At 33.0% G+C, this 24,540-nt stretch carries 25 protein-coding genes and 2 tRNA genes; all 27 read right to left on the minus strand.

The window, feature by feature from the left end:
* Nucleotides 1-68: 68 nt before the first annotated feature.
* Complete coding sequence (locus tag BQ7474_RS05795) at nucleotides 69-2,189, minus strand: catalase (protein WP_073998017.1); 2,121 nt, start codon at nucleotides 2,187-2,189, stop codon at nucleotides 69-71.
* A 69-nt stretch (nucleotides 2,190-2,258) separates the two neighbouring features.
* On the minus strand, nucleotides 2,259-2,921 hold the full coding sequence (gene rpe / locus BQ7474_RS05800) for a ribulose-phosphate 3-epimerase (RefSeq protein WP_073998018.1): 663 nt from the start codon (nucleotides 2,919-2,921) through the stop codon (nucleotides 2,259-2,261).
* On the minus strand, nucleotides 2,915-3,784 hold the full coding sequence (gene rsgA / locus BQ7474_RS05805) for a ribosome small subunit-dependent GTPase A (protein ID WP_073998019.1): 870 nt from the start codon (nucleotides 3,782-3,784) through the stop codon (nucleotides 2,915-2,917). The genes rpe and rsgA overlap by 7 nt, the downstream gene beginning before the upstream one ends.
* Complete coding sequence (pknB, locus tag BQ7474_RS05810) at nucleotides 3,781-5,748, minus strand: Stk1 family PASTA domain-containing Ser/Thr kinase (protein WP_073998020.1); 1,968 nt, start codon at nucleotides 5,746-5,748, stop codon at nucleotides 3,781-3,783. The genes rsgA and pknB overlap by 4 nt, the downstream gene beginning before the upstream one ends.
* Nucleotides 5,749-5,758: 10 nt before the next feature.
* Entirely contained in the window at nucleotides 5,759-6,481 is a 723-nt protein-coding gene (locus tag BQ7474_RS05815) for a Stp1/IreP family PP2C-type Ser/Thr phosphatase (RefSeq protein WP_073998021.1), read from the minus strand.
* Between the two features lie 2 nt (nucleotides 6,482-6,483).
* Nucleotides 6,484-7,509: a dual-specificity RNA methyltransferase RlmN gene (gene rlmN, locus BQ7474_RS05820; protein ID WP_073998022.1), complete on the minus strand. Its 1,026-nt coding sequence runs from the start codon at nucleotides 7,507-7,509 to the stop codon at nucleotides 6,484-6,486.
* A 1-nt stretch (nucleotide 7,510) separates the two neighbouring features.
* Nucleotides 7,511-8,791, minus strand: coding sequence for a 16S rRNA (cytosine(967)-C(5))-methyltransferase RsmB (gene rsmB, locus BQ7474_RS05825; RefSeq protein ID WP_073998023.1), 1,281 nt, complete (start codon nucleotides 8,789-8,791; stop codon nucleotides 7,511-7,513).
* Entirely contained in the window at nucleotides 8,791-9,720 is a 930-nt protein-coding gene (fmt, locus tag BQ7474_RS05830; protein WP_073998808.1) for a methionyl-tRNA formyltransferase, read from the minus strand. Before fmt ends, rsmB begins: the two co-directional genes overlap by 1 nt.
* Nucleotides 9,713-10,189: a peptide deformylase gene (gene def / locus BQ7474_RS05835; protein WP_073998024.1), complete on the minus strand. Its 477-nt coding sequence runs from the start codon at nucleotides 10,187-10,189 to the stop codon at nucleotides 9,713-9,715. The genes fmt and def overlap by 8 nt, the downstream gene beginning before the upstream one ends.
* 42 nt (nucleotides 10,190-10,231) lie before the next feature.
* Nucleotides 10,232-13,738 (minus strand): chromosome segregation protein SMC, encoded by a 3,507-nt coding sequence (gene smc / locus BQ7474_RS05840; RefSeq protein ID WP_073998025.1) that lies wholly within the window; start codon nucleotides 13,736-13,738, stop codon nucleotides 10,232-10,234.
* Entirely contained in the window at nucleotides 13,729-14,811 is a 1,083-nt protein-coding gene (locus BQ7474_RS05845; RefSeq protein ID WP_073998026.1) for an elongator complex protein 3, read from the minus strand. Before BQ7474_RS05845 ends, smc begins: the two co-directional genes overlap by 10 nt.
* A complete protein-coding gene (gene rnc, locus BQ7474_RS05850) occupies nucleotides 14,804-15,517 on the minus strand; it encodes a ribonuclease III (protein WP_073998027.1) in 714 nt (237 codons plus the stop codon). The genes BQ7474_RS05845 and rnc overlap by 8 nt, the downstream gene beginning before the upstream one ends.
* Nucleotides 15,517-15,741, minus strand: a complete 225-nt coding sequence (locus tag BQ7474_RS05855) for a phosphopantetheine-binding protein (protein WP_044565512.1) — start codon at nucleotides 15,739-15,741, stop codon at nucleotides 15,517-15,519. Before BQ7474_RS05855 ends, rnc begins: the two co-directional genes overlap by 1 nt.
* Nucleotides 15,738-16,715, minus strand: coding sequence for a phosphate acyltransferase PlsX (gene plsX / locus BQ7474_RS05860; protein ID WP_073998028.1), 978 nt, complete (start codon nucleotides 16,713-16,715; stop codon nucleotides 15,738-15,740). The genes BQ7474_RS05855 and plsX overlap by 4 nt, the downstream gene beginning before the upstream one ends.
* A 45-nt stretch (nucleotides 16,716-16,760) precedes the next feature.
* Nucleotides 16,761-16,940, minus strand: coding sequence for a 50S ribosomal protein L32 (gene rpmF, locus BQ7474_RS05865; RefSeq protein WP_073998029.1), 180 nt, complete (start codon nucleotides 16,938-16,940; stop codon nucleotides 16,761-16,763).
* A 72-nt stretch (nucleotides 16,941-17,012) separates the two neighbouring features.
* Nucleotides 17,013-18,203, minus strand: a complete 1,191-nt coding sequence (locus BQ7474_RS05870) for an acetate/propionate family kinase (RefSeq protein WP_073998030.1) — start codon at nucleotides 18,201-18,203, stop codon at nucleotides 17,013-17,015.
* Between the two features lie 61 nt (nucleotides 18,204-18,264).
* The gene (locus tag BQ7474_RS05875) at nucleotides 18,265-18,777 is read right to left on the minus strand and encodes a hypothetical protein (RefSeq protein WP_073998031.1); all 513 of its coding nucleotides are present in this window, start codon (nucleotides 18,775-18,777) and stop codon (nucleotides 18,265-18,267) included.
* Complete coding sequence (locus BQ7474_RS05880; RefSeq protein WP_073998032.1) at nucleotides 18,774-19,304, minus strand: prepilin-type N-terminal cleavage/methylation domain-containing protein; 531 nt, start codon at nucleotides 19,302-19,304, stop codon at nucleotides 18,774-18,776. The genes BQ7474_RS05875 and BQ7474_RS05880 overlap by 4 nt, the downstream gene beginning before the upstream one ends.
* Nucleotides 19,276-19,635, minus strand: a complete 360-nt coding sequence (gene comGE / locus BQ7474_RS05885) for a competence type IV pilus minor pilin ComGE (protein WP_073998033.1) — start codon at nucleotides 19,633-19,635, stop codon at nucleotides 19,276-19,278. Before comGE ends, BQ7474_RS05880 begins: the two co-directional genes overlap by 29 nt.
* The gene (locus BQ7474_RS05890; protein ID WP_073998034.1) at nucleotides 19,616-20,083 is read right to left on the minus strand and encodes a prepilin-type N-terminal cleavage/methylation domain-containing protein; all 468 of its coding nucleotides are present in this window, start codon (nucleotides 20,081-20,083) and stop codon (nucleotides 19,616-19,618) included. The genes comGE and BQ7474_RS05890 overlap by 20 nt, the downstream gene beginning before the upstream one ends.
* On the minus strand, nucleotides 20,080-20,799 hold the full coding sequence (locus BQ7474_RS05895) for a prepilin peptidase (protein WP_235821483.1): 720 nt from the start codon (nucleotides 20,797-20,799) through the stop codon (nucleotides 20,080-20,082). The genes BQ7474_RS05890 and BQ7474_RS05895 overlap by 4 nt, the downstream gene beginning before the upstream one ends.
* The gene (locus BQ7474_RS11000; protein ID WP_073998035.1) at nucleotides 20,800-21,168 is read right to left on the minus strand and encodes a prepilin-type N-terminal cleavage/methylation domain-containing protein; all 369 of its coding nucleotides are present in this window, start codon (nucleotides 21,166-21,168) and stop codon (nucleotides 20,800-20,802) included.
* Between the two features lie 12 nt (nucleotides 21,169-21,180).
* Nucleotides 21,181-22,266, minus strand: coding sequence for a type II secretion system F family protein (locus tag BQ7474_RS05905; protein WP_073998036.1), 1,086 nt, complete (start codon nucleotides 22,264-22,266; stop codon nucleotides 21,181-21,183).
* Between the two features lie 3 nt (nucleotides 22,267-22,269).
* The gene (gene frr / locus BQ7474_RS05910; RefSeq protein WP_073998037.1) at nucleotides 22,270-22,830 is read right to left on the minus strand and encodes a ribosome recycling factor; all 561 of its coding nucleotides are present in this window, start codon (nucleotides 22,828-22,830) and stop codon (nucleotides 22,270-22,272) included.
* Nucleotides 22,830-23,546: a UMP kinase gene (gene pyrH / locus BQ7474_RS05915; protein ID WP_073998038.1), complete on the minus strand. Its 717-nt coding sequence runs from the start codon at nucleotides 23,544-23,546 to the stop codon at nucleotides 22,830-22,832. Before pyrH ends, frr begins: the two co-directional genes overlap by 1 nt.
* A 521-nt stretch (nucleotides 23,547-24,067) precedes the next feature.
* Nucleotides 24,068-24,153: transfer RNA gene (locus tag BQ7474_RS05920), tRNA-Leu, on the minus strand.
* A gap of 1 nt (nucleotide 24,154) precedes the next feature.
* Nucleotides 24,155-24,231 (minus strand) — tRNA-His (locus BQ7474_RS05925).
* Between the last annotated feature and the right edge of the window lie 309 nt (nucleotides 24,232-24,540).

The raw sequence follows: 24,540 nt of genomic DNA on the forward strand, positions 1-24,540 counted from the left end.
TTTTTTTATTTTGAATTCAAAATAAAAATCCACTAGGTAGGATTTCCCGCCTAGTGGTATTTTTTTGACTAATTTGATCCGTCTCTATCCCAGAATCTTTGTTTGCTTAAGTTTTCTATAAATTTATCTACATCCTTGCCATCCTTAGTTACCATTACACCATCTGCTTTTTGTTTATCATCACTAAGGATATCACTAGCATCTCCTATAATCCATAATGGTTTGTAGTGTTTAAAAGTTTCTTTTACAAACTCGCCTACATTTTTCTCAAAAGCATGGGATGGTTTTTCTGGTACTACTACAATAAGAGCATCTTCAAGCACCGGATGCACTGTTTCGTATCTGTGAGTTACCATTAAACCATCTTTTGTATCTTGTAAGTTTTCTTGGATGATTTCTGGTTTTGCTTTTTTATCTTTAAGAGCTTTTGTAAGAGTTTTAAAGTCAAAGTCATCCTCATCATCAGAGTAAATACCTACTTTTAGTGTATCAGGCTTAAATATAGTATCTTCTTGTGAGAATTCTGGCATTCTAACTTTTAAAGCTTCCTTAGTAGGTTTAACACCTGCTGGGTCAAATCCTCTCTCAGCATCTGGCCTATCAGCACCTATATTTTTAGCAATTTCTTTAGCTAGGTCTTCATCAACATTGGCAAACATATCTACTACATTTTGTCTTATCTCTGGCCTTTTAACCTTAGCAAGTTCAAATGAAAAGGCATTTTTGATGTGGTCTTGTTCTACTTCACTTAAAGATTTGTAGTAAGCTGTAGCTTGGCTAAAGTGATCTCTAAAGCTTTCTGCACGAGCTTGAATTTTTCTAGCATCTATTTTTTCTTGGTAGTGCTCATATCCACCCTCTTCAGGTGTAGCATAGTATGGTGATTGGTCATCAATAGATGATTTCATATATGAAACTGGTCCTTTTGGAATCATATGTTGGTGCCATCCATCTCTTTGATTGTTATTAACATCTACTATTGGTCTATTAATTGGAATTTGTGCAAAGTTTGGTCCGCCAAGTCTGATTAGTTGTGTATCCGTGTATGAGAATAATCTACCCTGGAGTAGTGGATCATTAGAAAAGTCAATACCTGGTACAACATTACCTGGGTTAAATGCAACTTGTTCAGTTTCTGCAAAGTAGTTGTCTACGTTTTTATTTAAAGTAATTTCACCTATCTTGATTTTTTCAATATCTTCTTCTGGCCAAACTTTCGTAGGGTCAAGGATATCAAAGTCAAAATCAAATTCTTTTTCTTCTGGTAAAAGTTGTACACAGAAGTCCCAAACTGGGTAGTCACCCTCATCTATAGCATCATAAAGGTCTTTTCTATGGCTATCTGGATCATTACCAGAAACTTTTAAAGTCTCATCCCAAACCCTTGAGTGAACTCCTAATTGTGGGTTCCATTGGAATCTTACAAAAGTTCCCTTTCCTTCTGCATTTACAAATCTATAAGTATGGACACCAAATCCATCAATCATTCTAAGCGATCTAGGTATTGCTCTATCACTCATTTGCCACATTGTCATATGCGCAGACTCTTGGTTACGAGTTACAAAATCCCAGAAAGTATCGTGAGCTGATTGGGCTTGTGGTACTTCTGTATCTGGTTCTGGTTTTACAGCGTGAACAAAGTCAGGGAATTTAATTGCATCTTGGATGATGAAAACTGGCATATTGTTACCAACTAAGTCATAGTTTCCTTCATCAGTATAGAATTTTATAGCAAAACCACGTACATCACGAGGGGTATCAGTTGATCCTCTAAAGCCTGCTACTGTAGAAATTCTTGTAAATAAAGCTGTTTCTTTTCCTTCTTCAGTAAATAATCCAGCCTTAGTATATTCACTCATATCTTTTGTACATTTAAATACCCCATGAGCACCTACACCACGAGCATGAACTATTCTTTCAGGGATCCTTTCGTGGTCAAAGTGTTGCATTTTTTCTCTAAAGTGGAAGTCTTCAATAAGAGTTGGTCCTCTTTGACCTGCTTTCAGAGAAAATTCTTCCTCTGCCATTTTTAGACCCTTATTTGTAGTAAAAGCCTTGCCCTTGTTATCAACCTTATTATTTTTTAAGTCTTTTTGTTTAGCATTATCAGCTACTTTTTTAGCTTTATCTAATCCTGGAGGAGTTAGAGGGGCTTTCTTGAAATCATGTTTTTTATCTTTTTTCGTCATTTTATCTCCTTCCAATATATTAATATTTCGTTTGTATATATTTACCCCTAATAAAAAAAAAGCCACTAATCAAAGTGACTTTTCTTTAAATATTTGGTAGTATTTATTTATTTTTTCTCTTATATCGCTAGCAAAGACATCTGAACCAGCTACAATTATATCACAACCTGCATCTATTACCTTATCGACATTTGTAGTTTTTATCCCACCATCAACTTGGATTTTGACATCTAGATTATTATCATCTATGTATTTTCTAAAAAATCTGATTTTATCTAGCGAATCTTTCATAAAGCTTTGACCTCCAAAGCCTGGTTCTACGCTCATTACAAGCAAGAGGTCAATCTTATCAAGGTAAGGAAGCATTAACTTCATATCAGTTGCCGGCTTAAAAGTAAGGCCTACTTCCATACCATTAGCTTTGACTTCATTTATAGTTTCATCTAGATTCTTACAAGCTTCATAGTGAACAGTCAACCTATCTACACCTGATTTCTTGAAATCTTTGATGTATCTAATTGGCTCTTCTATCATAAGATGAGTATCAAAATAATAATCAGTAATCTTTCTAAGATCTCCTATAACCTTGAATCCAAAAGAAATGTTTGGAACAAATATTCCATCCATAACGTCTACATGGAGCATTTTTAAATCTGTTCCCTGAGTTTGTCTTATGTCTTCTTCTAAATTTGCAAAGTTACAAGATAGTATTGATGGAGCTAGTTCTACCATTTATTTTCTCGCCTTTCTTTTAATTGATTAAACAGCATTTTGTAATTATCATACCTTGTTTGTGAAATTTGACCTTTTTCTAAATCCTCTTTCACTTGGCAATTTGGTTCGTTTATATGATTGCAATTTTTAAACTTACAGTTTGCGTTTTTCATTTCTCTAAAAGTGTATTTGAGTAGATTCTCATCATCTATAAAGTCAAAATCAAAACTATCAAAGCCTGGCGTGTCAAAGATAAAGCTATCTTCATCTATGGCAAAAATCTCTGTATGGCGAGTTGTGTTCTTCCCCCTTTTCGATTTTTGGGAAATCTCACCAATTTCTATATTTTTTTCTACAAGATTATTTAAAAATGTGCTTTTACCTACGCCTGATGCTCCTGAAACTGCAGAAGTTTTTCCTTTTAATATTGGGATTATCTCATCTATTGGAAAGTTATTATAGTTATCTATACTTACTATCCTGTAAGAAAGAGGTTCGTATATATCAACTATTTGATCGATTTTATCATCAGTTGTTAGGTCGATTTTTGACATTATAATGACTACTTCGATATTTTCGTGTTCGCACATAGCCAGATACTTATCAAGGTTAAATAAATTCAAAGGTGGGTCATTGATAGTTACAAAGACTAACATTTGGTCTATGTTTGCTATGTTTGGCCTTTTGATTTCATTTTCTCTATCAAGTATTTGGGTAATGTAGGCTCTATTATCTTCTGTTAATTCTAGCTTAACATTGTCTCCAACAAGGGGTTTGATTCCTCTTATGCGAAAATTCCCCCTTGCCTTTGACATATATATCTCGTCTTTATTTTTTACAAAGTAGAGATCTTTTTGTGATTTTATAATTTTACCAATCATTGATTTACCGCAGTTACTCCGTAGGATTGTCCATCTACAACTATTTCTAGATAGGCTCCTACACTTGCTTTTACGTTAACTATGAGCACTCCGCCATTGTTTTCTACTTCTGCATAAGTTTGTGTTCCAGAATACATGCTTTGGCCTCTTTGACCATTTACTATATCGTAAACTTCTACGTAGTATTGGTCTTTTGGCTCTGTTATTTCAACTCTTAGTTCTACATCTTTTATATTATTCTCTTCTGGTATAACTTCTTTTGGACCTGTTGATATGGATATCTCTATTTGAGAATCCTTGGCAACTCTTGTACCGGCAGCTATTGACTGGCTCATTACTAGACCTTGTTGGGTGTTATCGCTATTGTTGTAGTTGACATTTGCAACAGTTAGACCTGCTTGGTTTAAAATAGCTCTAGCATCTTTTTCAGTGTAACCTAGGACATTTGGAACCTCAATAGTTTCAACTCTGCCATCCGGGCCTGTACTTACTGTAACGTCTATTTCACTTCCAGCTTGAAGTTTACTATAAGATCTTGGATCTTGACTTATGATTAAGTCCTTATCTACATTGTCGCTTTTTTGTGTCATAGTACGACCGAGTCTAAGACCAGCTTCTTTTAGGACTTCTTCAGCCTGGGCTATGGTCATATTTCTAAGGTCTGGAACTTCGACTTCTCTGCCCTTACTTATGACTAGGTTTACTTGACTTCCCCTATCAACCTTGGTATTTGGGCTTGGGTCTTGGCTCATTACCTTGCCAATTTCGTACTCATCACTTTCTTCTGTTAGTGAAATGTTTGCCTTAAGACCTCTTCTCTCAAGTTCATTTATTGCTTGAGATTGGTTGAGGTTTAATACCGTTGGTACTTCTATTTGCTTGCTGCTAGTCCTATTTCTTAAAAAATATACAGCTGATAATAGGACTAAAGCTATAAGTAGAAGTGGCCAAAGTTTTTTAGCCTTTTTATCCTTTTTAGAAGATTTTTCCTTGTCAGGATTTGAAATATAAACTGCTTCTTTTTCCTTTTCCTCTTCTTCTTGTTCATAGTTTTGCTGGTAAACTTTGCTAGTCACATTATCTTTTGGAACAACAATAGGAATCGGGGCAGTTTCTGTAAGATCTTCTTCGTCATAAATATAGTTTTCATCTTCCAATGCATCTATCAGTTCTCTAGCATTTAAAAATCTTTCTGAGGCTTCCTTTTTGAGAAGCTTCATTATTATATAATTCAAGTGATCTGATAAATCTGGATTAAGTTCTTTGGCACTAGTTGGTTCATCTTGTATATGCATAAGCGCTATGCCTACAGAATTGTCAGCATCAAATGGCACCTTTCCAGTAGCCATCTCATACATTACAGCTCCTAGAGAATAAAGGTCGCTCTTCTCGTCAACTATATTACCCTTGGCTTGTTCAGGTGAAATGTAATGCACTGTACCAAGTATTGAACTAGTGTATGTTATAGTAGCATTTGATGAAACTCTTGCTATACCAAAATCTGTAACCTTCAATAGACCATAATTATCAATTAGAATGTTTTGGGGCTTAATATCCCTATGGATTATCCCAGCATTGTGGGCCATCCTAAGAGCTTTAGCTATTTGAACAGAATAATCTATTATTTCTTGGTTAGAAAGTTTGCCCTTTGATAAAATCAAGTCTTTAAGGGTTTGACCTTCTACATATTCCATTACTATGTAATATATTCTCTGTCCCTTGTATAAGTCCTCGCCTATATCAAAGACATTTACAATATTTACATGAGATAATTTGGCAGCAGATTGGGCTTCGTTATTAAATTTTTTGAGAAATTCACTATCTTCTGCGTATTGGTCTTTTAGAACTTTGATAGCTACAAATCGGTCTAGAAGTCTATCCTTGGCCTTGTAAACTTTGGCCATACCTCCTACGCCTATTTGCTCTATAATTTCATACCTTTCGTCTAAAACTAATTTTTCCATAACCACCCTCTTAGATCTTAACAGTAGTAACCGTCACATTGTCTCGGCCACCCTTATCAATTGCCTTATCCACTAAGTTCATTGAAATATCAAAAACATCATCATAATTTTTGATTACTTCAACAATATCCTTAGGCTCTAGCTCGTTGGTAAGCCCATCCGTTACTAATAAGATTATGTCGTCTTTCTCATATGCTAGAGATTTATTATCTGGCATAATATCAGAGCTAACACCAACAGCCCTTGTGACTGCAGCCTTATTGGCAAAGTGATTTGCTTCTTCTTCGTTAAGGGCACCACTATCTATAAGTTCATTTATAAGTGAGTGGTCTTTGGTTAGCTGGTTAAGCTCACAAGCTCTGTATAAGTAAATCCTAGAATCACCAACATGGGCGATGTGTAGGCTGTTTTCTATATAGTCGATGCAAAGGCAAACTATGGTCGTGCCCATTTTCTCATTTTTTTCTGTGGCCAACTTATAAACTTCATTATTGGCATAGAGTATTGCCTTTTCTTGAAAATCAACGATACTTTCAAAGTCTTCAACTTTAGAATTCTCTATAAAATCTGTAAATGATGTGCATGCCAGGCTACTTGCTAGCTCTCCATCGCTGTGGCCACCCATACCATCGGCAACCACAAAAAAATCGTAATTTTCTATAGAAATATTTCCGTAGGAATCTTCATTTGTTTTTCTAACCTTTCCAATATTGGAAATTGTACTAAATTTCATTATTACCTCGCGTAGTTATTCCTTAATTGTCCACAGCTAGCATCTATATCTTGGCCCATAGAATATCTAACTGTGGCATTTAGCCCATTTCTTGTAAGTTTTTCCTTAAAATCATTTATAATCTTATTTGTCGTCTTCCCATGCTTAAATTCTTCGATTGGGTTTAGTGGGATAAGATTAATATGTATATTTTTACCCATTAGAAGCTTTTTTAGATTATCGATATCGCTATCAAGGTTGTTGACACCATCTATTACAACATATTCAAAAGAAACTCTTCTTTTGGTCTTATCTAGATAGTAGTCAGTTGCTTTAATTAGTCCCTTTATATCATACTTCTTAGCAACAGGCATATATTTTTTTCTTTTCTCATCTGTTGCATAGTGAAGACTAACAGCAAGATTTATATCAAGGCCAGAATCAGCAAGGTCATATATTTTTGGAGTCAATCCAGATGTAGACAATGTGATAGATCTATGAGATAGATTTCTACCATTTTCATCTGTTATAATTTCTAAAAACTTTGTAATATTCTTATAATTATCAAGTGGCTCGCCAATACCCATTATTACAATATTGTTGATATCTCCATTTAATCTTTCAAGTGTGTAAACTTCTTCTATTAATTCTGAAGCAGTCATATGTCTTTCTAGACCATTTTTGGTGGAAGCACAGAAAGTACATCCCATCCTACAACCAACTTGTGATGAGATGCATATAGTTTTTCTATCCTTATAGTCCATGAAAACTGCTTCAATTATATTGCCATCTTTAAGTTCAAACAAATATTTTTTAGTCGAATCAATCTTTGATTCAAAAGTTTTTAATAAACTAACCTTATCGATTTCAAATTCATTTGATAAACTTTCTCTCATATCCTTAGAAAGATCAGTCATTTGACTAAAATCATTGACTTTATTTACGTGAATTTGCCTAAAAACCTGTTTGGCTCTAAACTTTTGATAGCCTTTTTCTAGGAAAATATCTTCTAATTCTTTAATTGTCTTGTCATTTATACTTTGTTTCATATTATATCTTCTTAAATTTACTTATAAAAAATCCGTCAGTTTCATCCTCAAAGTTTACATATTCTATATAATCTTTGCCATCTATAGGTATTAATTCAAGGTCGTTCATAGACCTTAAGTATTCAAAATTCTCTATATTTTCAATGTTACCTATGGTGCAAGTAGAGTATAGGAGCTTTCCATCAGTCCTTAAGTATTTGACTGCATTAGCTAAAATATCTCTTTGAAGTTTTGCTAGGATTTTTATATCTTCTATACTTCTATTATAACGTATTTCTGCTTTTCTTCCCATAACCCCAAGGCCCGAACAAGGTGCATCAACTAGGACATAATCAAAGGCATCTATATACCTATCTTGAAAAATAGTCGCATCAAATGATCTAAGCTCGATATTTTTTAGTCCCAGCCTATCAATATTTTCTTTGATTAAGGGAAGTTTTTGTTCTAATAGGTCGTTGGCTATGATCTTTCCATCATTTTCAATGTATTCACCTATATATGAGGTCTTTGTACCTGGCGCTGCACATAAGTCTAAAATCTTTGCACCTTTTTTAGGATCTAGTACCTCTATAGTTTTCATAGAAGATTCTTGTTGGATGGTAAAAAGTCCATTTTTAAAATCTATACTTTCAGCTAATCCAGCTGGATTTAAGACTCTTAAAGCATTTTTAGAAATTTTCCCATCTTCTATTTGGTATCCAAGAGCTTTTAGCTTTTCTGTTAATTCTTTCTTGTTTGTTTTTAGATTATTTACCCTAATAGAAATAACTTGTTCACTATTTATATATCTTAAAAATTTTTTAGTATAGTCCATGCCATAGTTTTGATAAATATAATTTGTAAGTTCTACTGGCAAGGAATATCTGATGGATAGGGCTTTTATGTCATCTCTTTCATATATAGTTGCAATTTCTTTTTCGTCTCTTATAAAATTTCTCAAAATCGCATTTACAAAACCCTTTGATCTCTTATCTACACTCTTAGTTAGATTAACCAGTTCGTTAACCACAGCATAGTCCTTTTTTTCTAGGAAATGAATATTATAGACTCCCATCTCTAGGATTATTAGAATTTTGGGGTTGATTTTTTTTAGCCTTATATTCGAAAGCTTCCTAATCATATAATCTAGGTAAAGCTTATTTTCTAATACTCCATAGATAATTTTTGTTGCTAAAGGTAGATTATCAGTCTCTTTTGCAAAAAAATTTATCTCTTCGTTTGATTTGCAATCCTGGTATAGGACTTTATAGAGAATATTTAAAGGTATTTCAAATTCATTCATCAAAGAGTAATTCCTTTTTCAAAGTCATTGCCCATCAAGAATGCTTTTGTTTCCATGGCTTTTTTGCCAGGGAATTGAAGTTTGTTTATCTTTATGGCAGAATCTCCTGTTCCAATGATAATGCCTTTTTTGCTATCTGCTTGGTAGACAAATCCAGGATTTGGATCATAAGAATCGATGATTTCTGCTTCTAAAACTTTTACATTTTTATCCTCATAGGCAAAATAAGCTGTAGGATAATCTATCAAGGCTCTGATTTGATTATAAATCTTAATGCTATCATCATTCCAATCGATCTTGCCCATTTCTTTGGTGATTTTTTTGGTAAATGTAGCTTCACTATGGTCTTGTTTGATTCTATTTTTATAAAGCTCATCAAAGTTAATAAGTGTATCTCTTATAGCCCTGGATCCATATTCTGACATTTTTTCTTCTAGAGAATAATAGTTGTCATTCATATCTACATCTACTATCTCTTGCATTAATATATCTCCACTGTCCATGCCTTTTTCAATTAGCATAGTTGTTGGAGATGTTTCTTTCTCTCCATTTAGCAAAGTGAACTGCATAGGAGCTGCTCCCCTATATTTTGGTAGGATTGAAGGGTGAAGGTTTATTATCCTGTCTTTATATCTTTCTAATAATACACCACCTATAAATTGGCCAAATGCAACTACAACTATAAAATCTATTTCAAGTTTTTCTAGTTGATTTACAAATTCTTCGGTATTTACAGAATCTGGAGTTACTACGTCTATGCCATGGTCTGTGGCATATTTTTTGATCTCTGTAGGTGTTACCTTATTTCTTGATCTCTTCTTATCTTTGGCAGTTACTACTAGTTTTACATCAAAATTTTCATCATTATAAAGAATATCCAAAGTCTGCACAGCAAACTTTGGAGTTCCCATAAAACATATATTAAGCATTTTCAACGTCGTATTTAACCTCATCTATATACTTATCCCTAAATAAAATACCATCTAAGTGGTCTATTTCGTGGGAAAGTACTACTGCTGGAAAGCCGTGAGCATCCCAGATTTTTTCATTACCATCTTCGTCTAAGTATTTTACTTTGACATGCTCCGGTCTTTTAACTGTTCCATTAAATTCTGGTATTGAAAGACATCCTTCAACGCCAATTTGCTCTCCATCTGCTTCTATTATCTCTGGATTTACAAGTTTAACTAGACCAGTTTCTTCATCACGTGGATCTACAACTATCACGCGTTTTAATATACCAACTTGAGGTGCAGCAAGGCCTACGCCGTCAGCCACATACATGGTCTCTGCCATATCATCAAGTAGTACTTTGATTCTATCTGTAATTTGAGGGACCTTTTTAGAAATTTTTCTAAGTATTGGGTCTCCTTCAATTCTAATATTTCTAATTGCCATAGACTCTCCTTTGCCTATATTTTACTTTTTGACCTTGATTTTTCAATTTTCATCAAAGTCAATGGAATATATCTGACTTATACCATCATCGTCAATTGTAATTCCATGAATCTTTTCTGCCAATTGCATGGTTGTTTGCCTGTGGGTTATCATGATAAACTGAGAATTTTCTGATAGTAATTTCAAATACTCTATATATCTTTTGATATTTGTCTCATCAAGAGCTGCATCTATCTCATCTAGTATTGCAAACGGTGCTGGATTGGTCTCAAATATTGCAAACAAAAGAGCAACTGCAGTAAGGGCCTTTTCTCCTCCAGATAATAGTGATATAGATTTGAAAGACTTGGAAGGTGGTCTTGCAATGATATCAACACCTGCAAGTAGCTCATCATCACTGTCAAGCTTTAGCCTAGCTTCGCCACCAATGAAAAGGGTTTGGAATATCCTTTGAAATTTTTCATTGATTATTTCAAAGTTCTTTTTGAATTCCTCTTTCATCTCTACTTCAAGAGATTCTATCATTTTGATGATATTATCCTTTGACTCCTTCAAGTCATTAAGTTGCTTATTGGTAAATTCAAATTCTTCTTTTATCTCTTGGTATTCTTTTAGTGAGTCTAATGTAAAATAGCCTATGTTATTTATGGATTTTTGTAAATTTACCATGTCATTTTTATTAGGGGATATGATTTCTCTATCCTTATAGCTTTCTTCAAGTTCGCCAATTGTTTTTGTTATAAAGGGCTCAATCTCATCACTTAGATTTTGATAATCTTTTTTGTATCCTTCAAGGCTATAGTCAAGTTTGACTTTATCTAGGTTGATTTTTGAAATCTCTTCTTCGATTTTTTTCAAATCTTTGATTAGACTCTGATTTTCACTTTCTATTTCTTTTAGCTTTGCTTGCCCTTTGCTTAAACTGATATTAATTTCATCAATCTCTATTTTTGACTTTTTGATGCTTTCTATATAGGAATTATTTTCTTTTTTTATTTTTTCAATCAAGGATATATTCTCTGTCTTTGATTTAGCCTCATATTTTTGACTATAGACCAAGTTGCTAAGCTCATCTTTAAGTTTTCCTATAGAATTTGTTAGCATATTGATATCACGGCTGTTGCTTTCAAGGGAATTTTTATCTGTTGCAAGTACTAAAGACAGATCACTTTTCTTTGTTTCAAGCGCCTTAAGCTCTTCTTCTAAATCCGCAATATTTAGCTTGTTAAGTTTTTCTTTTAATGCGTCAATATCAAGGTCTTCTATTTTTTCAAGACTTGATGATAATTTACTCTCAAGGTCAGTTTTTTGAGTTGATAGGTTTTCTATCTTATAAGTGAGATTTGTTATATTTGCCTTTGTCTCGCTTATTTTTTCTTGGTTCTGAGCCAAAGCTTGATTTGAATTAGATATATTTGCCTTTGTATAATCTAAATTTTTATATAAGTTCTTTAGGGCCTTGTCCAAGTTTATAGACTTAGCACGGAGATTTTGGATATTAATTTTGCTTTCCTCTAGTTTTTGCCTACGATTTAAAATTCCTGTATTTGATTTTTTGTTTTTATTGGAACCTGCAGCCATAGATCCCCAACTATTTATTACATCCAAATCTAGGGTTATAATCCTAAAACCTGTGATTTTCTTGGAAAGACTTATAGCCTGGTCTATATCTTTTACTACAACAGTTGATCCAAGGAAGTGATTTATTATATTTTTCAGATTTTTGTCATAAGAAACTAGCTCATAGGCCATGGCTATGACTTCAGCCTCATTGGGCTTATTTTTTCTATAGGACTTTATGGAATCAATTGGTAGAAAAGTTATCCTACCTAGATGATTTTTGTTGACAAATTTTATTAGATCTCTTGTTTCATCCTTAGTTCTAGTTACTATGTTTTGTAGGGCACTTCCTATCAAATTGTCTATTATTTCTTCATATCCTTTATTAATTGTAATAAGATTTGCTAGTGTATCTTCATAAAGATGGGATAGGTGCTTGGTTTTGTTCAAAAAATCACTTACTGAATAAAAATATCCCTCATTTCTTTCAATCAAGTTTTTCTTAAACTTATATTCGTTAATGGCTGTCTTTAGTTCGATATTATTCTTTGCAATATCATTTTCTATAGCCTTGATAGCCATAGAATCTTTTTTTAAATCATCGTTTAACTTTTCTATAGTAGATCTTAGTTTTAAGTTTTCGTCTAGTAAACTTTCCTTATCTTTATTATGAGCATCCAATTCTTTTGCTATTAGCTCTATTTCGCTCTCAATTTGATATAGTTTTTCCTTCTTTTCTTTATCTTCCTGGCTACGTTTTTGCTCCAAGATTTCCCTAGTTTTGCTTGTGATCTCATAGTCATAGATAATCTTATCTAGCTTTTCTTTTTCTTCTCTTCTCTTTGCTAAGCTAGTAGACTTTTCATCAATCAATTTGTTAATGTCAAGAATTTGCTTTTCATTATCAGCAATTTTTGTTTTCAGGTCACTTATTAGGGCATTTTTCTCATCTAAATTCTTATTTTCCAAATCTAGATCAGCTTTCAAAGCTTGAGACTTCTTGTCGTTTTGGCCTAGATTCAATCTGACCCTGTCCAAATCTTTTTGGGTGTAGTCTAGCTTTTGTTTGTTTAAATCTAGATTGTTTTTTGAGGACTCCACCTTTCTTTCTAGAGTCCTTAGCTTTGTTTGGTAAGCTTCAATGTCAGAAGTCAATTCTTTATATTCTATTTCAAAAGGTTGGCTTTTTTTGCTTAATCCCGCAAGCCTTTGAGATTTTTCTTTATGAAGATCAGAAATTTCAGCAATTTTATTGTTTGTCTGATCTATTTTTTCAATTAATTTTTGAGATTTGTTTTTGAAGTAAGAATAGGATTTGAAATCCAAATCACTAGTTAATTCTTGCCATTTTTGGTAGTTTGCTGCTTGATTTTTAAGTTTTTCTAAGTCCTTGGACTTATATTCCCACTCGTATTCAATAACTTCCAAGTCTTCAGTAACCCTATCAAGCTTTTTTACTGCCTCATCTCTCCTGTACTTGTGTTTTGATATACCACTAGCTTCTTCAAATATGGCGCGTCTTTCTAGGTTTGATGAAGATATAATCTCGTCAATCCTACCTTGGCCAATGAGGGTATAGCCTTCTTTACCTATACCTGTATCAAGAAATAGTTCTCTGATATCTTTTAGCCTAACTTTCTTGCCATTGATCTTGTATTCATTTTCACCATCTCTAAAAATTCTTCTAGTAATCACAACTTTTTCATAGTCGATATCTAGACTATGGTCTTTGTTGGAAAAAGTAAGATTGACTTCAGCTAAATTTAGGGGGCTCTTCTTCTCCCCACCCTGGTAAATGACATCATTCATCTTGCCACCACGAAGGGATTTGGCTGATTGCTCACCCAAGACCCACCTTATGGCATCGGAAATGTTTGACTTGCCCGATCCATTTGGTCCAACTATGGCAGTTATTTGATTATCAAATTTTATTGTAGTTTTGTTTGCAAAGGACTTAAATCCCTTAAGTTCAATACTTTCTAATCTAATAGTAAATCACCACCGTAGTTTTTTTCCACATAATTTTTAATAAATAAATCGAGATCAAAATCAATCTTCCTGTCCTCATAAAGAATATATTGGTCTTTGGAAGAGTTAAATTTGATTTTGATTTTGTACTTATCATAAAAATACTTTTTATTTGACTTATTATTTCCCGCTGTCAAAGAAATATTCCTATCATTTGTAAAGATAGTCAATTCATCTTGCAATTGTTCATTACAAATAATTTCTTCAAGATAAGTCCTATAAATATTTGCTTCCACAAGCTGTCTGAAAGCCGGATGAAAAGGTCCTCCTATTACATCCCTGCCTTCGTTTATATTTTCTGTAGGCTGTAGACCAATTCTTATAATATCTATATCCTTATACATATAAAGCATGGCAATCTCACTTGATATTTCGATTGCCTCATCTAGGTCTAAAGGTTTATAAATACCAGCTTCATATAGATTAGCCAGCTTAGTATCCTTTATAACTAGGGTAGGATAAATCCTTACCATATCAGGTCCTATTTTTATAGACTCTATTGCCGTATTTATCATCTTTTCTTTAGTATCAGCGAAAAGGCCTGGCATTATTTGATGACCTAGTTTTATTCCATAGGATTTTATTAAACGAGATGCTTTCTCGCTTGCACTTACACTATGGCCACGTTCATTGGCATCTAGGACATCTTGGCTTAAGGATTGGATGCCAAGCTCAACAATGTCTACTCCGTAATCTTTTAGTGTATCAAGAATGAAATTATTTATATAATCAGGTCTAGTTGAAAGTCTGATTCTATCAATAATTCCCTTCTCCTTGTATTCTTTTGCTATTTTTAAGTATCCAGTCATTACATCATAATCAAGTCCTGTAAATGATCCACCAAAAAAAGCAATTTCTTTTATATTGTCATTTGCTGGAAAATAGGCTAGATTTTTTTCTATCTCAGAAATGACCTTAGATGGTTCCATCTTGTCCTTATAATTTGTGATTTTCACTTGGTTACAAAATGCACAATCGTGCGGGCAACCCAAAAACGGTATAAATATTGGAATAATATATTCTTTCTTAGCCATTTTTTATCATCTCATAAGCATTCTTTGCAGCATCTTGTTCGGCTTTTTTCTTGTTTTTACCCATACCTGTTGCAAGGGTTCTCTTTCCCTCTATAACAGCCATGGTAAATAGCTTGTCATGCTCTGGACCTTCTTCTTTTATGAGTGTATATTTTAAAATCTTCTTGCCATGGGAATTGTAATACTCTTGTAGCCTAGTCTTATAATCGTTGAAAAGTGAATCATCTTCTATGATCTCAAGGGCTTCAACTTTGAAATGTTCAACCAAGAAGTCGTACAAAAACTCATATCCAGCATCAAGGTAAATTGCAGCGCAAACTGCTTCAAAAGTGTCAGCTTTTACGTGCTTTTTTAATTTACCACCCTGCTTTTTTTCTCCTTTGCCAAAGTTTAAAAAGCTAGTCAAATCATACTTTTCGCTTGCCTTAGAAAAAGAATCTGTACACACTAATCTTGACCTGGTCTTGGTTAGCCAGCCTTCTGGCTTATTGTTGTAATTTTTGAACAAAATCTCGCTTACAACCATATCTAAGACACTATCTCCCAAGAACTCAAGTCTTTCATTGCTTTTTGCACCCTTTTTAGCTTCATTTATAAAGGATGAATGAGTAAAGGCTACATCGATCAACTTTTTATCATTGAAAGTGTAGCCAATCCTGTCTTCAAATTCTTTTATTTGAGCAAGTCTAATATTGCTTAGTCCCATTAATTTTTGCTTTCTATTAGTTCAGCGATATCGCCTAGGGTTTCAATCTCGTCTAGCTCATCTTCTTCAAATTCTATTTCAAATTTTTCTTCTATAAGCATGATAAAATCGAGCATATCGATTGAATCAATGTCTAAATCAGATAATTTGGTAGTCATTTCCATTTCGCTAAAGTCAATATCAAGATTTTCATTGGCTAGAGCTATTAGTTCATCTCTAATCATTTTATTTCTCCTTCGATTTTTTCAATTGTATTTCTTTCTATATAATTCATTAATCCTAAAATAGCATTGGAAAATGCAAGTTCATTAGTATTTCCATGTGCCTTATATACATAAGACTTTACCCCAAGAAGTGGAGCTCCTCCAACTTCGTCGGATGAAAATTTGTTGGTCATAGCTTTAAGGTCATTTTTTAATAAGGCTCCAGCAATTTTATTCTTTGTGGACTTGTAGATAGTTGACTTTATTTGGGAGCCCATAAGCTTTAATACTCCTTCAGCTGTTTTTATGGCTATATTTCCATCAAAACCATCTGCAAGAAGTATGTTTACCTTGCCAGTAAATAAGTCTCTTGATTCTACATTGCCTACAAAGTTTAATTTGCTCTCCTTTAATAGAGCATATGTTTCTTTAGAAAGCTTATTTCCCTTATGCTCTTCTACCCCAACATTTAAAAGACCAATACTTGGATTTGCTATTCCCATTGTATTTTCAAGGTATATCGAACCCATTAGGGCAAATTCGTATAGGTATTCTGCCTTGCAATCCATATTTGCCCCTGTATCCATTAGTAGGCAAATATTGTCATTTATTGATGGAATATTTGCCGCAAGGCAGGCTCTTTTGATTCCCTCTATCCTTCCTGCTAGGAAAAGTCCTCCAGCAAGCAAGGCTCCAGTTGATCCTGCGGATACTAGTCCATGGTAGCCCTCTTCTTTTGATTTCTCATAAGCGAGCACAATGGAAGCGTCCTTTTTCCTTCTAATGGCCCTTACTGGGTCCTCATCATTTGATATGAAACTATCAGTAGGAATTATTTCATAATCAGAAATCCTACCATCAATATTTTCTTTTATTTCTTTTTCATTACCCACAAAGACAGGTGTGAAGTTTCTTTTTTCTTTTGCAAGAATTGTTCCATCAACTATTACATTGCTTCCAGAATCTGCTCCATAGGTGTCAATTAGTATTCTCATATATCCTCTTTTGGGTATAAAAAAAGATAGTGCAAAAACACTACCTTAATTAGCATCAATTATTGCTTTGCCTTTGTATTCTCCACAGTTTGGGCAAACTCTGTGTTGAAGTTTTGGCTCGTGGCAATTTGGACACTCAACGTAATTTGATCTATTCAAAGTATAAGCTGAGGCTCTTCTTTTGTTTTTTCTTGTTTTTGATGTTCTTCTCTTTGGTACTGCCATCCTTACACCTCCTCTTATCAGTTTTAGCAATCTTTAATATTATATATTGAGTGCTCTTCATTGTCAAGAGAATTATTTAACTAAATTTTTAGTATCTCTTGCGATCATTAGCTCTTCATTTGTAGCTATAACCATAATCTTAACTTTTGAATCATCTGTTGAAATCACGTGTTCTCCGCCACGTACATTGTTCTTTTCAGGGTCTATTTTGATTCCGAATTGTTCAAAACCTTTTAGGATATCTTCTCTCATTTCGATTGAGTTTTCACCTATACCACCAGTAAATACAATAGCATCAACTTTTTCAATTTCTGCCATGTAGCCTGCTATATATCTTTTTGCTCTTGTAGCAAACATATCAAGGGCAAACTTAGCTCTCTCATTGCCTTCTTTAGCTGCATCTTCTAGGTCTCTAAAGTCTGAGCTTACTCCTGATACTCCAAGTACACCTGATTGTTTGTTTAGGATATTGTTCATGTCACTTGGAGAAACTCCATCTTTTTCTTCGATGTATGTTACTACAGCTGGGTCTAGATCTCCTGATCTTGTTCCCATTACAAGTCCTTCAAGTGGTGTAAGCCCCATTGTTGTATCAAAAGATTTACCTTCTTTTACTGCTGTAATTGATGAACCATTTCCTAGGTGAGCTGAGATGATATTTGTCTCTTCTAATGGTTTTTCAAGTAATTCTGCTGCTCTATTTGTAATGTAATTGTGACTTGTTCCGTGGAATCCATATTTTCTGATGCCATCTTCTTCATAGTATTTGTAGTCAATACCGTAAAGATATGTTTTTGCTGGCATAGTTTGGTGGAAAGCTGTATCAAATACTGCTACATTTGGTACATTTGGTAGAAGTTCTTCACAAGCTTTTAGGCCCATAAGGTTAGCTGGGTTGTGAAGTGGTGCAAATTTTGCAGAATCTTCGATGATAGCTTTTACTTCATCATTGATAAGTGCTGATTTTGTAGCTTTTTCTCCACCGTGAACAAATCTATGTCCTACAGCATCGATTTCATCTAGGCTTTCAATAACACCATTTTCGCTATCTACTAGGGCATCAAAAACATGTCCTACAGCTTCTGTATGGTTTGCCATTGGTTCTTCGATGATATATTTATCACCATCTTTTTTTTGAACTAGACGGCTTCCTTCGATTCCAATTCTTTCAACAAGTCCTTGTACTAATACGTCTTCATTTTCCATGTCAAATAGTTGATATTTTAGTGAAGATGATCCACAGTTAATTACTAAAATTTTCATTTTGGCTCCTTTTATTTTTAGTTTCTATAAGTATTATACCAAATAAGTACTTTTTACAAAGCTAATATGTATGTCTTATTTCAATTCTTAGACGATTTTTGTCAAATTCTTCATCATTTCCATCTTTTTTATCAAAAACTTTTATATATATTTCACTATCAGCCTTTGATTCACCAACACTTACCCTATTTAAAAATATCAAATAAAGTCCATTTATTTCTTTTCTAGCTCTGTTTCCGATTCTAGAGATATGGATATTGTATTTTTTATCCTTGTAGGTATATGGTAGGCTTTCTAAGCTTTCTGTTTTGATCTCATCATTTGTTATTCCTTCATTATTTTTCTTTTTTTCTTGATCATCATAATGTTTTAAAATAATCTTAGCTACTTGATCACTATTTTCTTCCATAAAAGAATTCATTATAGATTCAGCCAAATATTGAGCTTGTTTTTTCTCATACAAGCCCTTGGCATAGGAAGCCGAATTTTTCTGCTGGTTATAGATATAGGTGATGGTCAAGGAGATAATAAATAAAACTATAAGAGTATAAACTGAGATAAATGCCTTTTTCATAATCTATTTCCCAAGTAAATCTTACTTTCGTATCTAAACTTTTGGCTATTTTCATTAATTATTATATGTATGATATTTCCTTCTTCATAGGTGATCTTTGCAGATTGGCATTTAGAAATTTTTGATGGCGAATGATTTCTTCCATTCTGGCTGATAAGATTAGTATCACTTGTAGCAGCTGAAATATTATTCATGTATACCACAAGCTCACCACTGTCATCAGCATTTTGCCTAAAATCAAATACATATGTATCAAATTTATTCCCTTCATTAGGATTTTTGACATAGGCAACAAAGTTTGTTACTTCGTTTGGTTTGTCTAATAGGTCGATTTTATAGGCACTTCTTACAATATTGTCCACAAATAGGCAGGCATAGGAATATTCCTTATAATCAAGCTCATCTTCGTAGGATTTTTGGGTCAAATTTATAGATATAGAAAAAATTGAAGATACAACAAGTATTAGCACTGAAATTATGGCAAGGCTTGCAAGGATTTCAATTAGTGTAAAACCACGTTTTTTCATTTATAACCTCTATAACTTCAAGTTCAAAATTCTCATAATTTACCCTTATATAATCTAAATTATCACTATAACTTTGCCTATAAATAGAAATATCATAGCCATTGATGTATTTAACCTTTGATCCATACGGACTATCCATTATAGACTTTTCCTCTTCGATAGCAGCCTGGAGGGCATATACTATCTTTGCTTGATCTTTAAATTTCTTAGAATTTTCATTGAGTTTACTTAATGCTGGCAGTAAAAACATAGCTATAAGGGCTAATAATCCTAAGGCGATAATAGTTTCAATTAGAGTAAATCCTGATTTTTTATTTTTTGTACCTAACATAACCCAGACCAACCCTTACTCTTAATTCAACAAGCTTATCGTCATCAGCGCTTTCAGGCACTTCAATTTTTACTTTATCAACTTCTTTAATTTCTACTTTTCCAGCATAAGACACCGTTCCACTTTTAGTGAATCTAATTTCACTTTTTGGCATATTATGATAAGAAAAATAAATATTATCTAGATTTCTTCTTATTGGTGCTTTAGTAGAAGAAGTAGAGGCCCCAACAATGTAATAGTAATGCTTGCCAAAATTCAATATATATTCTTCCCCGGTACTTATAGCCTTCATCTTGGCATAATCACAATCATTAATAAGTGTCTGCAATTCGATATTTGCCTTGAAATTGTCGATTATATTAAATCTTGTAATTGCAATTGCACTTACTATAGAAATTATTACCAGAACAGCCACCAATTCTATTAGGGTAAATCCACGTTTTTTCATATAGGATATCCTCTAAATAAGACTATAAGCAAAAAGGCCATAAAAATAAAAATACAAAATGGTATTTCAATTTTTACGGACTTATGTTTTAAGAATACAAAAACACCATAGATTGCACCAATCCATATTGATATTAGTACAAACCGTCCAATATACTCATTTTCTATAAAGAGGAATAAGGCAAGATAGAAATATATATCCCCATCGCCAATTCCTTTCTTGGAGATTAAATATATTAGTAAATAGCTTATGGAAAATCCCAGTATTATGTAGAAAAATTTTATATCAAATCCAATTGACATATACCTATAAATAATTCCCATTATAGCTAGTATGGCAACTTGATTCATGTAGATATCATAGGTCTTTAAATCTATCAAGGCTATAATAAGGGCAAACATCAGTCCCGAAAAAATCAAAATAGATCCTAGAATATTAGTAAAATCAAAAATCACTACTAGTAATATACCTAAGATAAGTTCTACCATAAAAGATTCTATCGGGATTTTGCTTTTACAATACCTGCACTTGCCTCTCAAAAATATGTAAGATATTATCGGAAATAAATCTACTGCTTTTAATTTATGACCACAAGAATCGCAATGGCTTGGTGGATAAACTATGCTTTCTCCTCTGATAGTTCTTAGAACTACAAGATTTGCAAAGGAAGCAAAAATACTTCCTATTGCAAATATCAACATATAATAGAAAAACATTTATTTTCTATTATCTTTTTCTTCTATAATTTGTTCTGGAGTAACTGTAATACTACCATCTTTAGTTATCGTCACTTTATAACCTGTGCCCTCATTAAATAAACCTTCCGGTACTTTAGGCCAGTTTTGAACGTAATCTTTTGCTTCATCAGCTTTTTCCCAAGTTTCACTCTCTGTTTTAAGCCCATCAGCTAGCCTCATAGTAGCAGCTGATTCTAGCATATGTACGTTGGCATTGTGAGCGGCCACTGCAGCTTGATGTTTTGATTGTTGGTACTTTGGTACAGCTATGGCAAGAAGTATGCCAATAATTGCAATAACTATGACAAGTTCAATTAACGTAAAACCTTTTTTCTTTTTATTTTTCATATAAGCTCCTTTTTATATTGTATTCACTGAGTCAAATATTGGTATGGCAATTGAAAAAACTACAAATCCAACTATGATACTCATAAAAATAATCATAATTGGTTCTGCAAGATTTGCTATTCTCTTTAATTTATATATGTAATCGTTGGCATAATATTGGCTTGATCTTTTCAAGGCCTCTAGCAAATTTCCACTATCCTCCCCTATCTTAATCATTGATTTAAAAAGCGGACTAAAATCTTTTTTATCTTCAATACTGTTTGATAGAGTCATACCACAATCTAGGTCTTTGATGATTTTATCTATTTCATCCTTTACATATGTATTTTTAAATGATTCTTTGACTAGCCTTAGCGAGTCATTTATTTCAATATCGCCAGATCTTAGTATAAAAAGCAAGGATGATATTTGGTATTCTAACTTCTCCTGCCTAAGATTTCTAAAGGGAAAGTGTTTATAATGAAACTTATCTATCTTATAAGCAAGATCCTTATCTCTTTTTAGTATTAGTATAGAAAGTACTATAAATATGATGAAAAGCAGAATTATAAATCCATAGTTATTAATAAATTCACTCATAGCTAATAATATTTTCGTAGTAGTTGGTAGACTTTGGCCACTTTCTGCAAAAAGATTTTGAAATGTTGGCAAAACGAAGTTTAAAATTAGTACAACTATCAAAATCGTCATAAAAAAAAGTATCACAGGATAGGTCAAAGCTTCTTTGATAGTGGACTTATTCTTATCTTCCTCGCCAATATAAGCTGAAAGGTCATCCAAAATCTCAGAAAACTTGCCACTTTTATCCCCACTTTTTATAAAGGCTATAATCATAGGATTAAAATATTTTTCATTATTAGTAAAGGCCTCATATATGGATAAGCCCCTATCTAAGTCTAGATTCACATTTGCCAAGGCTTTGGTAATGTTCTTGTCAATTTTCTGATTTTCAATGATTTTTAAACTGGTATCAATTGATATACCAGAATTTAGCAACAATGATAATTGTTTTAAAAACAAGGACATAACCCTGCTGTTAACTTTTTGAGGGATAATGTCCTTGTTTAATATATCTTTTATTTTATTAAGATCATTCACTTTTTATACAGATAATAACTCTTGGTTTTTCTTATCAGAGATTTCTTCTAGTAATTTGATATTTTTATCTGTAATATTTTGAAGCTCTTCTTCTAGTGAAAATCTATCGTCTTCTGTAATATCTCCAGATTTTTCTGCTTTTTTAACTTCATCCATTGCATCGCGTCTTTTGTTTCTTACAGCTATTTTGGCTTCCTCTGCATACTTGTCAACTTCTTTGGTATATTCTTTACGTCTTTCTTCTGTAAGTGCTGGGAAAGGAAGTCTTATCACTTCACCATCATTTTGTGGAGTGATTCCAATATTAGCTTTCAAAATAGCATTTTCTATTGGGCCAATATTGTTCCTATCCCATGGTTTGATAGCTAAAAGTCTAGCTTCTGGGATAGAAATAGTTGCAGCTTGATTGATTGGTGTTTCAGTTCCATAATATGAAAATGTAATACCATCCAAAATAGATTCGCTTGCACGACCTGCCTTAATATTTGCTATTCTTGTCTCAAAAGATTCAACAGCTTGCTTCATTTCTTTATTAGCTGTATTTTTAATCTGATCGTAATTCATTAAAATTTCTCCTTTACAATTGTACCTATATCTTCTTCCTCGGTAAAAATCTTTACCATATTTTTAGGATCATCTATGCCAAATGCTATAAGTGGCATACTATTATCCATAGCAAGGCTTGATGCAGTTGTATCCATAATTTTTATTTCTTGTTGGAGGATTTCTTTATAGGTTAGCCTATCGTATTTGATGGCATCGTCATAAACATTTGGATCCTTGTCATAAATTGCATCAGTACCAGTCTTACCTAGAAGTATTACATCGGCATCTATCTCAAGAGCTCGTAAACTTGCAGTAGTATCAGTTGAAAAATATGGTAGACCTGTTCCAGCTGAAAAGATAACAACCCTTCCCTTTTCCAAATGTCTAATAGCACGTCTTCTAATATATGGTTCTGCAACTTCTTTCATATCTATGGCAGTCATAAGACGAGTATCAAGTCCCATTTCTTCAAGAGAACCCTGAATCCTAAGACCATTCATAACTGTTCCAAGCATTCCAATATTATCAGAGCTTGCCCTATCGATAGTAGTACCAGATCTTCCCCTCCAGAAGTTTCCACCACCAACTACAATTGCTATTTCAACACCTAGTAAATGTAGTTTTTTGATCGATTGGCAAATATCTTCAATAACTTTATCATCAAAGCCAAAGCCCCTATCACCTGCTAGGGCTTCACCACTTAGTTTTAATACAACTCTTTTAAATTTTTGCAAAACATCCTCCTATTAATATAAATTATAACCTATTTTGAAAATTTTTAACAGAGTAAAAGATAAATTATTTTATTATATCTTAAATTATTATTAAAATTCATATGATTTATTTAAGATTTTCAATATTACTAATGGTCCATTTTTATTTAACCAAAATATACTATATGCTATAATTATATTGCCTATTAATTAATAGGTGAAAGGTGGTGATTAAACTTGTTTACTTCCATCTTGGAAAATTTTATTTTTCCCTTGCTAGTAGGAATAATATTAATTGCAATAAGCAACTATCATTCCAAAAACAAGTAAAACAAGAAAAAGACAGTAGTGGCAGCTACTGTCTTTTTTGTGGTAATTTACCATTGTTTACTTCCTATTCTTGATAAATATCAAGAGCTTTTTTAGACCAAGAGGTGGCTTCTCTTAAAATCATTATATTACAATAAACTTATTTTTCAATTAGTATAAAACAAAATAATAAAAAAAGTAACCATTGAAAACCAACGATTACTTTCACATTATGGTGCGGGATAAAGGACTTGAACCTTCACGAGAAATTCTCACTAGATCCTAAGTCTAGCGCGTCTGCCAATTCCGCCAATCCCGCATGGGGTGAGTAGTGAGATTCGAACTCACGGCCTCCTGGGCCACAACCAGGTGTCTTAACCAACTGGACCATACCCACCAGGTCATTACCCTATCTAGTATACACTATATAAAATATATGTCAAGTATTTATTAAAAATATTTAACAATAGTTTTACTAACAAAAGGCCTTAATATTTAACTGCAAAATATATTATATAATCTTATTTCTTATGTGTCAAGTTTTATATAAGATTTTTTGTTTAAATGTAATTTAAACTTTTAGTAGTAAAATAAATCTAGAGGTGAGATAATGAAAAATAAGAAAACATTACTTAAAATTTTTGCAATAGTTATAGCTATAGCTATGGTTGCACCAATCATATATAATGCTTATATGTCAATAGCC

It is taken from the genome of Anaerococcus urinomassiliensis (assembly GCF_900128425.1).
GTDB classification, from domain to species: domain Bacteria; phylum Bacillota; class Clostridia; order Tissierellales; family Peptoniphilaceae; genus Anaerococcus; species Anaerococcus urinomassiliensis.